14 protein-coding genes are annotated in these 12855 nt (G+C 44.0%); 3 read left to right on the top strand and 11 right to left on the bottom strand.

Features of this window, described 5'->3' with window-relative positions; translation table 11 throughout:
• Together F6K52_RS21740 and F6K52_RS21735 are read right to left on the bottom strand one after the other, a co-directional pair.
• Nucleotides 1–621, bottom strand: a 621-nt coding sequence (locus F6K52_RS21740) for an SPFH domain-containing protein (RefSeq protein ID WP_293082475.1), incomplete at its 3' end; no start/stop codon positions are given.
• Nucleotides 622–938: 317 nt separating this feature from the next.
• Nucleotides 939–1370, bottom strand: a complete 432-nt coding sequence (locus tag F6K52_RS21735; protein ID WP_293082472.1) for an NfeD family protein — start codon at nt 1368–1370, stop codon at nt 939–941.
• Nucleotides 1371–1596: 226 nt separating this feature from the next.
• Here F6K52_RS21735 and F6K52_RS21730 point away from each other — a divergent pair, with 226 nt between their 5' ends.
• Both F6K52_RS21730 and F6K52_RS21725 read left to right on the top strand, forming a co-directional pair.
• Nucleotides 1597–3591, top strand: coding sequence for a protein phosphatase 2C domain-containing protein (locus tag F6K52_RS21730; protein WP_293082469.1), 1995 nt, complete (start codon nt 1597–1599; stop codon nt 3589–3591).
• Nucleotides 3592–3824: 233 nt separating this feature from the next.
• Nucleotides 3825–4052, top strand: a complete 228-nt coding sequence (locus F6K52_RS21725) for a ferredoxin-thioredoxin reductase variable chain (protein WP_070393314.1) — start codon at nt 3825–3827, stop codon at nt 4050–4052.
• Nucleotides 4053–4208: 156 nt separating this feature from the next.
• Here F6K52_RS21725 and F6K52_RS21720 read toward each other — a convergent pair whose 3' ends face one another.
• From F6K52_RS21720 to F6K52_RS21685, 8 genes are all read right to left on the bottom strand, one after another.
• Entirely contained in the window at nt 4209–4445 is a 237-nt protein-coding gene (locus F6K52_RS21720; RefSeq protein ID WP_293082466.1) for a hypothetical protein, read from the bottom strand.
• A 449-nt stretch (nt 4446–4894) separates the two neighbouring features.
• Nucleotides 4895–5740 carry a YdcF family protein gene (locus tag F6K52_RS21715; RefSeq protein WP_293082465.1) on the bottom strand — a complete coding sequence of 282 codons (846 nt, stop codon included), beginning with the start codon at nt 5738–5740 and terminating at the stop codon, nt 4895–4897.
• A gap of 123 nt (nt 5741–5863) precedes the next feature.
• Nucleotides 5864–6181, bottom strand: coding sequence for a hypothetical protein (locus F6K52_RS21710; RefSeq protein WP_293082464.1), 318 nt, complete (start codon nt 6179–6181; stop codon nt 5864–5866).
• A gap of 171 nt (nt 6182–6352) precedes the next feature.
• On the bottom strand, nt 6353–7768 hold the full coding sequence (locus F6K52_RS21705) for a DUF2252 family protein (RefSeq protein WP_293082463.1): 1416 nt from the start codon (nt 7766–7768) through the stop codon (nt 6353–6355).
• A gap of 193 nt (nt 7769–7961) precedes the next feature.
• A complete protein-coding gene (locus F6K52_RS21700; RefSeq protein ID WP_293082461.1) occupies nt 7962–8183 on the bottom strand; it encodes a hypothetical protein in 222 nt (73 codons plus the stop codon).
• Between the two features lie 223 nt (nt 8184–8406).
• Entirely contained in the window at nt 8407–8772 is a 366-nt protein-coding gene (locus F6K52_RS21695; protein WP_293082460.1) for a DUF4351 domain-containing protein, read from the bottom strand.
• An 82-nt stretch (nt 8773–8854) separates the two neighbouring features.
• Nucleotides 8855–9379 (bottom strand): Rpn family recombination-promoting nuclease/putative transposase, encoded by a 525-nt coding sequence (locus F6K52_RS21690; RefSeq protein ID WP_293082458.1) that lies wholly within the window; start codon nt 9377–9379, stop codon nt 8855–8857.
• A gap of 326 nt (nt 9380–9705) precedes the next feature.
• On the bottom strand, nt 9706–9885 hold the full coding sequence (locus F6K52_RS21685) for a hypothetical protein (RefSeq protein WP_293082455.1): 180 nt from the start codon (nt 9883–9885) through the stop codon (nt 9706–9708).
• Between the two features lie 329 nt (nt 9886–10214).
• Here F6K52_RS21685 and F6K52_RS21680 point away from each other — a divergent pair, with 329 nt between their 5' ends.
• Nucleotides 10215–10694, top strand: a complete 480-nt coding sequence (locus tag F6K52_RS21680) for a DNA phosphorothioation-associated protein 4 (protein WP_293082453.1) — start codon at nt 10215–10217, stop codon at nt 10692–10694.
• Nucleotides 10695–10749: 55 nt separating this feature from the next.
• On the opposite strand, the gene F6K52_RS21675 is transcribed toward F6K52_RS21680, so the two are convergent.
• A complete protein-coding gene (locus F6K52_RS21675) occupies nt 10750–12351 on the bottom strand; it encodes a DGQHR domain-containing protein (RefSeq protein ID WP_293082452.1) in 1602 nt (533 codons plus the stop codon).
• Between the last annotated feature and the right edge of the window lie 504 nt (nt 12352–12855).

Below are 12855 nucleotides of genomic sequence, written 5' to 3'. Positions count from 1 at the left end.
CTCGGCTTTACCTCTGGCGGTGTTAACCGCAGATTCTCGTTCCCCTTCAGAGGTCAGAATTGCCGCCCGCTTACGGCGTTCTGCCGACATCTGTAACTCCATTGAGTCCTGCACTGCCTGAGACGGCACAATATCCCGCAGTTCAACCCGCGTGACTTTAACTCCCCAAGGATCAGTGGAAATGTCTAATTCCCGCAGTAGGGTTTCATTGATTTGAGAGCGAGCGGTAAAAGTTTGATCCAGTTCCAGTTTCCCCATTTCAGCTCGAATCTGGGTTAGCACCAAGTTCTGCATGGCGGAGCGCAGGTCTTCAACCTTATAGTAGGCTTTCTCCATATCCATGATCCGCCAGTAAACTACAGCGTCAACGGTAATGGAAACATTGTCGGAGGTGATACAAGGCTGAGGTGGCACATCAAGGACTTTTTCCCGAATGGTTTGCTGGTAAACCACTCGCTCAATCACGGGAATGACAAAGTTTAGTCCAGGTTCGAGTTTTTTGCCACTATATTTTCCTAATCGTTCCACTAAGGCTTGGTTTCCTTGATTAATAATCTTGACGGAACCGAGAAGACTTGAACCGCCCAAAGCCAAAAAGACAAGCAAGAACCACTGTGACACGCTCTTTCCTCCCTTTCGGGTAGTGTTTTACAAATTTGTTGTTAGAGGGGGACCGGATGAGTGGGGTAGGGCAGAAAACTTATTTAGACTGATTTAGTCTGATTCTCAAGTGCTTGAAGCTGACTTTATGACCCTCTGTCCAACCTGACTGTTCCACGTATCTTTTGTCAAAAAATACTGGACCCGGTGAGCAGGGAGACTCCCAACAACTAGTAACTAGGGGGGTAATAGATCTAACGTTGACTCTATTACTCCATCACCCTCGGCAACCCATCACTATCCCCTGAATCTGGTAGAGCACCCATGGTCGATCAGCTTCAGTCGTGCAATAGGTGATGAGGCAAAACAATCAGGGTAGTGCCTTCCCTACGCACTACGTAGACTTTTTGGTTGGGTGCGATCGCATCTGCATAGTCTTCACAACGGGCACGCCATGAGTTGCCTTCATAGAGTACCCGTCCAGTTTCCCCTGGCAGAATTTCTGTCAAGGTTTGAGCTTCCATCGCATCCAAATTTTTTCCCACTCTAGCAGGAGGCATCAGGCGACGGGATAAAAAGACTGAGGCAGTGGAAAGCAGCAACCATAACCCCACTTGTAGGGTATAAGATATGGGCAAAATCGATATCAAAAATCCTACCACCAAAGCACTGATGCCCATCATGAAAGCAACAAATGCTGTTGGCACAAACAGCTCGACTAAGCACAGCATTGACCCGGCAATTAGCCAAAGCATCGAGGAACTTACCATCGGCTCATAATATACAGGGTATGGGGTGAGTAGTTGCAGGTAACTCTACTTTATTTTGTCTAACGTTAGACAAAGATCTTGGTTGCTGAGTTATGTTAATTTTCTTGAATCTACTAGACAACTTTGAGAGAAAATGTTTAAAAGCTCAAACAATCCCTCTTTTAATTTATCTCAGCCGTCTAGAATTTGACCGTATAGCCGTAAATTAACTTCATAGGTATTAGCCGTGGATCGTTATCTTTGGGCAGTTGGTTCTGCTGCCGTAGAGCTACCAGTTGGAGAACAAGTCGCAGACCGCTACCAGGTAGTTGCCCCGCAAATTTGGCAGGATATGCAGCCAGAACTGCCACCGGATTTTCCTGAACAACTCAACGGCCATATCCTTCCTTACCTACGCTTGTATTCCCACTGCCTCCATGTGCCAGAGGTTTATGGGATATGCCAGTTGCCACAGCAACGGAATTTTCTGTCTACACCTGGTCAAGATGTAGTCATTTTGCTAGAAAATGCCCCCATTGATACCAATGGCAACTTATATCCCTCAATGGAGTCGATGTGGACATCTGCTACCGCAGTGCGTCAAGTCTATTGGCTTTGGCAAATTTGGGAATTATGGATACCCTTATCAGAATTGGGTGTGGCTTCTAGCCTGTTAGTGCCAAATAATTTGCGAGTTCAAGGGTGGCGTCTGCGACTACGGGAATTATATCGGGATACCATGGCTGATACGAGTCTATCACCAGTTGTACCGTCTAATGGTCTAGAGGATAGGGGATTTGATACATTGGTTTCCCGAGACTCCCCTGCCGAACCGACTTCTGTGAGTGAACCCTCTGTCGATGCTAGTCTTAAACAGCTAGGAGAGTGCTGGGAAGCTTGGTGTCGCAAAGCATCAGTGTCTGTGGCGGATAAGCTACAAGCTATTGCCCAACACCTGCAAACTGAACACCCCTCCTTAAGTGCGATCGCATCCCAACTTAACCACCTATTACTTGAGCAAGCTGCTCAGCAGCCGTTACGCTTACAAATTGCTGGTATCACCGCAACTGGTTCAAGTCACAGCCACAATGAAGACAGTTGCTATCCTACTAAGGCTGACTTGATTAAAGACCCAGACCAATCCCAAGACCCCTTGATTCCCCACCTGTCGATTATTTGTGATGGTATTGGTGGTCACGAAGGGGGGGAAATTGCTAGTCAGTTAGCACTACAGTCCATTAAGTTACAGGTTCGGGCACTACTGGCTGAGTTGAATGAAGATCCGGAGCTGATGACACCAGAACTCGTAACCGAGAATCTATCAGCAATTATCCGGGTTGCAAATAACATGATTTCTTCTCGCAACGATCAACAAGAACGAGAATCCCGGCGTCGCATGGCTACTACCTTAACCCTAGCGCTACAACTTCCTCAAATGGTGAATACACCAGAAGGGAAAACCAATGGTCACGAAATCTATATCGCTAGTGTAGGAGATAGCCGTGCTTACTGGCTGACTCCTGACTATTGCCAGCAGCTAACTGTGGATGATGATGTAGCTACTCGGGAGGTCAAGCTTGGTCGTAGTCTTTATCGACAAGCGTTGCAGCGATCTGATGCACAAGCACTCACTCAAGCCTTAGGGACAAAGGAGGCTGAATTGCTTCGTCCCACTGTGCGACGCTTTATTCTGGAAGAAGATGGCTTACTGCTGCTGTGTTCCGATGGCTTGAGCAACAACAACTTGATTGAAAAATTTGGTCGAGATTTACCGGAAAAAGTCAATAGCCACCGAATTTCCGTGGAATCGGCGGCTGAGTATTTAATTGACCTGGCGTTTCAACATAATGGTCAAGATGACATTTCGGTAGTTCTAACACACTGTGCTGTCTCTCCCCAATATCCGACAGTGCTAAATTTGGGAGAGATCTCTAGCTCCAAAGAACTACAGGTGGTTAATCATAAGCAGCAAACTGCTCTGACTCCATCACTACCAGGGGAAATTACCACAACCAATGACAAGAAACCCGAAACCACCCGCTCATACCGGGATTGGATTAGAGCCTTGTTTGGGCTGCTGGGGGTAATCGGTATACTTGTTGGTGCTGGTGCTATTTTACTGGCTACCCAATGGGTACTAGCTCCTGAGGGCTTCCAGAAAATGCGCGATCGCTTTTTCCCATCACCGGATCCAAATTTACCAGAGTCTTCGCCTACCGAGCAGGAGCTGCCAGATAACTAAAGGTGAAACTAAGGGTGAAAAAGAAATCAATTATAATCTATTCTTAGAATTTTAACCAAGAATCATCGGCATCAGACCCAGGGAACCAATTCCAATAAACCTAAATTTTGTTTATGCTCACAACTGTGGTGAATGTAAACAACCCACTGTGTGAGACAATAAGAAGGTTGCCTGAGCCAACCCTAGCTTAGGTAAGGGATGTCCGTATAATAGTTAGAGTTACTTATCATCATATGAAAGTTGGCGATCGCGTCCGAGTCAAAGAATCAGTTGTGGTATATACCCATCCCGAACACAGGAATAAACCTTTTGATATTAAAGGTCTCGAAGGGGAAGTTACCGGAATAATTACTGAGTGGCAAGGTAGGCCAGTCAGCGCCAATTTACCAATACAAGTCAAGTTTGACAAAAAATTTAAAAAAGTTCACTTCCGTGAAGATGAACTAGAAATTATACCGTAGGCGGTTATATTATTAACTAATACTATAAAAGTCAATAATTATTGCCATCACAGGGATTTTTAAACAGGTATGCACGGATAGGATAAAGTTAGATTATTACTGTATCTATTGATAGCTATTACTATCCGTGTTAACCTTAATTTTTTAAAGCATCTTTTAAGAATCGACCTCTGAGTTGCGGCGACTGAACCAACCAAAAAGGTTGATATCACCGCGCATTTTTTCTAATTCCTCTCGATGGCGTTGTGCTGTTAAATAATACCACTGGCAATAGTCTTCAAATTCTTGCCGATGATCTACTTCCTCCCTAAACTCATAAGCTAGCTGGTAAGTAGCAAACATATCAGCTGCTGGTGGTGGTGCTGGGACAATCCGTTGGAATTCTTCTGGCATGGTAACTAGGAAAATAATCGGCTCTTCGGTGCTTGTTATGCTAAATAAACACTTTAGCTAAGGGAGCAGGGAGCAGGGAGCAGGGAGCAGGGAGCAGTGTAGCAGGGAGTAGTGTAAAGAGGCCGTATTCAGAAAATTTTGTTAGTTAAATAGCCTCATTTTCCTTATACAGTAAGCTTTATGAGTTTTTTAAGTTTAAATTAATCATAAAAGGTACTGAAGAACCAAATCTAGCATTTCTCGTAGCTATGAGGTACAGATTATTTTTTTCCTCTTCCCTCTTCTCTCTCTTCCCCTCCTGGGAGGGGTTAGGGGTGGGTTCCTGCTCCCTGCTCCGAACGCGCCCCGCGTGGCCAACGGCCTCAGTCCCTAAAACCCATAAATTTGTACCTCATGGGTATAATAATTGCTATAATCAAGGATAATATTTCAGCAACAATAATAACTTGTTACACCCAACCGCGAATGCGATAAGCTACTATTCCAATGTATTCCTTGATAGCACGAGTAATCCTAGACAATTGATCAGCATTTGGAAGAGAATGTAGCAAAGCAGCTTGAGTACTGCTGCTAGGTTCATCCAGTTCATGTTGAGACACTAGAAAATCGGTTGGTGCTGGGATCACATCAATACCTTGACGCCGGAACACTAGCACAGAACGAGGCATATGGATGGCCGAAGTTACCAATAATACCTTGCGGAAATCCCGCTGATCCAAAATTTTTCGCACATTGACCGCATTTTGGTGAGTGTTTAAAGACCTAGACTCTTGGATGATAGCGCTTCTCGGAACACCCAGGTCTTCTAGAATCTGTGCCATGTCTTCTGATTCAGAGGCCAACCGTTGTGAGGATTGACCACTTTGAGAAGAAAGTCGTTGGCTAGAGTTATTACTACTGGAACCCCAAACAATCCGACCACCAGCAGGAATCACCCAGGGAGCTTTCCCTTCACGGTATAGCTGAGCACCATAGAGAACGCGATCGCCTGCTTCATCCACTTCTGGAGTAGGTCGTGGTGGAAAAGGCGGTTTAGTCGCTCCCCCCAAGATTACGATTACATCAGCCTCAGGTAATTCTGATCTAGGAATATATTGCCACTCCAGAGAGCGTATTAAACTGTTAGTCACCCAAGTATTACTTGAGACCAACAACACAATTAATGCCAAAGCCACGGGTATCGGTACCCAGCGAGGGTTGCGCCACGACATTACCAAAGCTACTACCAGTAGCACACAAGCCAGGCCCAAGGGGTACAGAAAGAGTGGCAATAGCTTTGAGAGAAATAAAAACATTTTAGATTTTAGTGACGATCAAACCACATCTATTCCATAGAGTGGTGTGGGAGTTTTCACTAATCTAACTTATATATCTTGGTATTTTATTTTGACCAATAAACAATAACTAATTCCTATTGCTTAACGTCTAAAAAATCTACTAATAGGATTGAGTGACCCTTCTGAGCGGTTCTTTTCTCTAGCTTGTCGTTGCTGTACAGCTAAACGTATGCCAGTTAAGTCAGAAGAATCTTCCTCAGCATACTCTGCCTGCTCAGGTTGTAAGTCCCTGGGTTTGTCTGGGTGCTGCCACCAGTCAACTATCAAGCCACCGGCTAAAGCGCCGATGCCACCAAATAGTAAGCTGAATTGGATGTTGTATCCCAGAAGGGCAAGGGCTAAGATAAAAAACACCAAAATTTGAAGCCCGCTTAAAAAACCGTCTCTGTTACCGTTCATGTGATTAAATCTAAGGTATCTAGCTGTTTTGTTTCTAAGTTAGAGGTTAGAGGTTATAGATTATACGGGCTAGCTGGCGATCATCCCTTTCCCGCTTATCCTGTTATTCAACCTTTCCCCTGTGCCATCTCAACGCATTACATTCTACCAAAGGCAGTTAAACTAAAAGAATTAGTCACAACTGCCGCTAGAGCAGTTATTGGGTTTCAGCTTTTCGAGAAAGTAACCATAGTCTTTATTAACTTGATCAGCATAAGTCAAAGCCACTTCCCTTACCAATTTCCGAAACTCCTTGTGGCGACCGTCAGTCAACTCATCCACCTGTTTGTCTATGGAATAAGGCACTAAGGTGGAATCGAAATCTTTGTCAGATCGTGCGTGAGCGGTTGCCAACACTTGACCCCATTGTTCAGCTAGCTTAACAAAGCGTTTCTCTTTAGTTAGGTCAGTGATATCAAAGGTTTCCTTAAATGGCGATCGCTCTCGCACTGAGTAATACCCATCCCCTAGTTTCATCCAGCCCAGGTGATTATCGGTGTGCTTGGTTAAGGCTCGATAGGCTAAAGTGTGACGTTGACCCTCATTGTTAAAATTTTTATCATAGTTTTCCCGTTCCTGCTGACTCAGGTAATCATAGGCAGTAGGGGAAGATTGGAATTTAATGTCCAAGATCCGGTCATCATCCTGGGAAGACGTCTCTCCTTCAATCAGGAGATAATAGCGTGGTATTCCTAAGGAACCAGTGCCAGCCAGTAAACGTTGCGCAATATCTTTGACTCGGAAGTAGTTTGAATCATATTTAAACTTTTTTGTCAAGGTTTTCTGATAATCTGCGATCGCATTCTGAATATCCTGTCGCTCAGAAGCAGTAGCTTTGCCTAATTTAACCTTGGATAGATCAAAGCGACGCTGATTGCCATCCAGTTCTGTCCATTTTTTCAACATTTTTTGGCGGCTTTCGCTGGCTTCCACTCCTTCTAGGAAGTCATCCAACTTCCCATAAGTATTGTCTTTAGTGAAGTAAGTCTTCAGTTCACGATCATTACCGCGATAGGAGGCCATAGTATCAAGATAGGACTCACTGAAGGCATCAATACCGTTGTTTTGTTCCTCAGCAGACAAACCATTCTGACGACCAACCAATGCTAAACTTGCTGCCATGCGCCAGACATCATATTGGTAATCGGCGATAATGCCATCATCAAAGTCATCGAGTGCGTAAACGATTTCCCCTCGATTATTATCATAGGCTCCAAAGTTCTCGGCATGCATATCTCCCGATAACCAAATCTTGGTTTTGGCATTTCCAAAATCCTTGAGGCGATTATCCCCAGCGAAATCTTTCCAAAATAGTTGGTTAGTGCCACGGTAGAAGACAAATTCAGAACAAGCCATTTTGCAATATTTAGTTTCTCGATCTTGCTTAGAAATGTCACTGTTTGCTTCCTCAATCGTTTTCACGACTACCGTTGCACGATCCTTGGTTTTCGGGGGGTCCGTTCGGTCGGGGTAAGAACAGGAGAGGTTAGTCAGTAAAATTAGGATTGCGATCGCACTCACATATACTGGTTGTTTACAAGTCTTCATGATTCAACTCAATCAACTCAAAATTACGTTAATCTATGAAACATCTAGTAATAGATCTCTATGAGGCTATTCGTTTACATTTCTTTATGTTTAGAACTTACGTGCTTTACAGAGAATAGGCATGCTAGCAATAGGCAATAGGCATGCTAGCAATAGGGAAAAAACTATGTGTACCTCATTAGGTTTCAAACCTCTATATACCTTCGCCATAGTCTAGCCCCACCATTACTTGTTCCAGTTCTGTAATTCCTAGTACTCTAAAAATATAATCATAAGAGAATAACACAAAAAATGACTCGTCAATATGATGTTCCCAGAAGCACCGAGTCCCCCCAGAAGGATGACGATAACTGGATACTCCAACGAAGTGCAGTGCGACAGCTACCGATGCTGCTGGCGAAACATTTCTTAACATGCTGAAAGCCTTGATATTCTGTGTAATGGTCGAAAAACCTTTTATAGTTTTGTAACGTAATCAAGGGCAGAATCAGTGTTTTGGATGTTAACTTATATTTCGCCAAATGTCCGGTGCGTAATTGGGCTTACTTCACTCATTTTGAATTTTGAATTTTGAATTTTGAATTTTGAATTCTGAATTTTGAATTTTGAATTTTGAATACAGACTTATTCAGCAAACCCTAACTTGAGTGTTCCTGTAGCCAGTCAAGCAAATCAGCGCTAGTCTGAAAATCCCACATGGCATCGGCTAAATTATCTAAATCCTGGGAATTCAACCCAAGGATAGCTGCTCTGTGTTGTGAGGCTATTTCTGGGAAACGGCGCTCACTCTGTCTTATAAGTAGGCTTCTTTTGCCTTCTTCCAATCCTTCAAGTCTACCTCGAATTTTTGCCTGTTCAATCTGTTCGATTTCCCATTCCGCCTCAAACTCTTGGGTACTCAAGATACTGGCTTCGTAACTTTTGTTGTCCATAAAACGCTTGTATGCTGCTCTTTCTTGGTCTGAAAGATTATTGACTCTTAGGGTTTCCTTGGCTTCCACCATGCCTTTGGCTTCAAATTCCTCCTTGATCTCACTGTTTTTGAGAAAATAGATCCATTCTTCTAGGCTGTTTTTCGCTATCCCCTTAAAGTTCTTTACTTTCAGCAGGTAGTATTCTGGAAAGATATCTGCTACTTTTTGTATAGTATATTTTCTTTCTTGAGCTAGGGTAGGTTCGATGGATATCTCCTTGATTCACTCCCATGAACTCGGAGCGCAGACGATAAATATAGTCATCTTCCTTACCGAGGTTAAAGTAGACGATATTCACTGAGTATATTTTCCGAATTTTGCCGTACTCTTCTCCTTGTTCAAGATATTCGGTGACTAGCTGGGAAACACCGTAGAGCATCCGATGAAAATAATCGAGTTGGGAGTTGTTTTGCACTTCGATTAGGACTAACTCGGAGTTTTCAGTTTCCGCCAGAATATCGACACGGTTGCTTTTATCATCAATAGTCTGTTGATTGCCGACCCTTTCGAGAAGGGTTTGGATTTTGATCTGTGTATGTAATAACTCGCTTAAAAACCCTTCCAAGACTACATAATTGGCTTTATTACGCAGTAGTCTTAAGATTGCCCAATCAAAGCGTATATGTCTGGTAGCCATGGTTGGTTTGTTTGTATTACTACATATATTTTAGAGGATATCTGAAAAGTTTTTTTCTACTGAATTTTGCTCCCCCTCCCCTCTCACAGGGGTAGGTTTTTAACAAAGACGTGAGGTGTGGGGTGTGGGTTGTGGGGTGTGGGGTGTCTCACAAAGGTACATCTCCTAAAAGCTGTTTGACACGGTGGTGCGTTACGGGCAGCAACATAACCCTGGCGCTTGAGCGAAAAATGAAGGCTCCCCTAACGCACCCTACTAGACTTCTAACTTCTGACGCTAAGGGTAGCGCTCTCCCGATTCCCTATTTCAAAGCCTCGAAGCCTGTGCTAAGGAATTACTCGGAAATCAAAAAAAAGTAGAAACTTGGCACCAGGCATCAGCAGTTTCAGTACCTGCACATAAGCCTTAGCATCAGCCGGGTTCTCGAACCGAGCGAAAACAACTGGTGGCATCGGTCGTAACAACCGAACCACCACCCATGGGTATAGGTGAAGACTATCAGACATAAAATTAAGTTATCTCCTGTAAAGGGGACCAAGAGCCAGCCTGCAGCCTTGCAAAACTCTAAGGCTGGCTCTTCCCGTGGATTTTATTTTCCACAATTTCATTTTATCACAAAAAATTGCCTATTATAGCAAATATTTTAAATTTTTGTAACAAATTTTATTTGAGGGAGTAGGGAGTGTGGTTAATATGGTGAGTGTGCCCCTCTTCCCTGCTCCCTTTAACACAGTTATTTGTACCGTAGAATTGCTATAATAAAAGGACTGCCGCACGTTAAGCTTTTTGCGCTTAGCCTTGTGCATAAGATTTATTAAAACTAGATACCAAGAGAATGGCTGGAAACAGAATCAGGGTTGCTAAAGATAAGGCGGCTTTGGTGAAAGACCTAACCGCTTCCGATGGAAAAACTGGACCGTTTCAGACTTATGCTGATGTGATGGTGTTTGCAGCTGCTTTAGGCGTAAAGCATAAAAAGCGATCGCCCCTGAAGGTAATTTCTAAACGAGAACCTGGTCCGATTGGACTGGAAATTTTTGTATCAAGGGGATATGAGGTAGTAATTAAGTTAATTGCGATCGCTGAGATTAAGGATACTAAAATTCTCTCCTCTATCGATAAAGAGTCTGAGGAAAAACGCATCTATATTTTTGAGGAGTATGCCAATGGAGGACTTGATATTTTGCGCAATGAGTTGCGGGGAGCAGTAGACTATTCAGAGCGACTTTTGTTACTTTTAAATAATGATAGGTATAAGAAGAAAGAATATAAAGACAATGAGCAACAGGAGTTTGATTTGAGTCGATTTTTGTGACAGCTAGCTCCTACACTTACGCCATAGGGAAGTGTAGAAGCTGTCACTAATTCCGTTACAGCTGAGGTGGTAATCCTACCTCCTTCAGTTTCACAAATTTGCCCTCAAAGCTGATCCCTTGATCTTTGCCAACACTCCTAGCATTAGCCACAGCGATGCGCAGTTGAGCACGTTCCATACGCTCTGTAACACCACCCAAAAGATATAACATCACTTTGGAGGCTAACTCTCGTCCAGAAACTAGCACTCGCTTTCGATTTGGGTCATACAAAATGCCGTACCAAGGGGATTGTGGGTGATCGATCTGACTAAAGCCACCCGAACCATCGTATTTTTGAAGTTTCTCGAAGATGGTTTTGAGGGAGAAATCCTGGTTAAATACTAGGATACCCAAAGCTTGAACGATGGCGATTTGTCCTACTGGACGGAATAGCATATTTCCTTCTCCTCCACCCCTTTCATGGTTAAACCGACGCAGCTGTGGTGTTTCTTTTCCATGGTCGAGCTTTTGATAGCTGGGTAAACTAGCGAGATAGTCGAAAAGCTCTGTCAATGTTTTAGTTCCCATCTCTAGCTCTTCATCTTCAGGACGCATGGGAATTAGACCTTTCTCACAGGGTTTCCAGTGAAAGAATTGGTAGCCCAAATATATCTCAGATATATGTTTGAGAGCTTGTAACGTAGTCAAGACTGTTGACTTAGCAGAAACAGTAGCGCTATCCCAATTAACCCGAGGATTACGATTTTCCATCTCCCTCAGCAAAGGATGAGTCATGGCAATTTTTCTAGCAACGATTGAGAAGCCATCGTCTTCATTGAGCAAAGCTAGTTGTCCTTTGCTTAACCTTACTGCCATCAGGTTAACGTGAGCAAAAATCGATCGGATCCGTCGCCGTGCTTCTTCACGGGTTTCTCCCTGAACGACAGCAGGAATGAACTCAATACCAATTTTTTCTGTGGCTAGACTTTGGAGATAACCTGGGGAGATGTGATACTCCTCAATCAAGTCATCCACTGTAATCAGGGAGCCAATTGGCTTTTTCCCTTTGCTATATTTTTGGAGCGTACCAATTTTAATCAATTCCATCAGAGCCTGGATTCCCATCAGTCGATGCTGACCGTCTAAGGCAAAAATTGAAACATGGTCTGAAACATCAAGCAGTCCGACTGTGCGATCTTTATCTAAACTGGTGAACTCAGCTGCCGACTGCCGAGCGCGTTGATTCTTATCCCACTGAGCAGCTTGGGCATTATCTACCCACCCAGAGCTAAGCACTACCAGGACTGGGGGAAACTTGTGAGTTTTGCGGGCTGCTAGATATTGAGCCAGAGCAGCTTGACGTGACCAATCAAGGGGACGCTGCTGAAGCGCTTCGATGGTATCGGCATCCCTGACGATATTGTTCGTCTGTTGATCAAACTTTTGTTGAAATAGCGGCAGTTGGGAGGCGTAGCGGACGCGAATCGCTAACCATTCCAGAGTGACTGAGCCAATAAATGCCTCTGTAGTGCCCATGTGAGTTTTCTGCACCAAAATTTGATCGTTTCTCGCCAGATGCCTATCGAGCAATAACGCCAGCGCTTGTCGATCTTGGTTTTCTTGTTCAAGAATTTGCTTGGCGAGGTCATTGGGATGATTTTCAGTTTTGATCACCATAGTTTTAAACCCATAATGCTGCGTTGTAGAAGCTATCGATAAATAGTAAGCATATGCGCTACGCGCACGCTACGCGAACAGCATTCAGCATTCAGCATTCAGCATTCAGCATTCAGCTTTTAGCTTTCAGCTACTTCACAGCCTAGAAGCATGTGCCACGCTAATTGAGGTGCTATCAACCATTAGCCATTGGCCTGTGGCTACGGTACTTGAGGTGCTTATGGACTATGGGCACGCTACTGTTAGCGCAGCGTGCCCGTAGCGCAATCGGTGCTTTTGAATAAAATAAACTGTTCACCCAGCGTGAGCCTTAGGCTGACCGCTGACCGCTGACCGCTGACCGCTGACCGCTGACCGCTGACCGCTGACGGCTGACCGCTGTTCGCGTAGCGCATATGCTTACGATAAATATTTTTAACACTAGCACAAGTTTTTAACAATCAAATTAGCTTATTTCCCTATACTCGTGGTTCGATAGAGTAAAACTATTAATCATACCAATTT

It is taken from the genome of Moorena sp. SIO3H5 (assembly GCF_010692395.1).
Lineage (GTDB): Bacteria > Cyanobacteriota > Cyanobacteriia > Cyanobacteriales > Coleofasciculaceae > Moorena.
The sequence above is the reverse complement of the archived record's forward strand: the minus strand, read 5'-3'. Positions and strand labels throughout refer to the sequence as shown.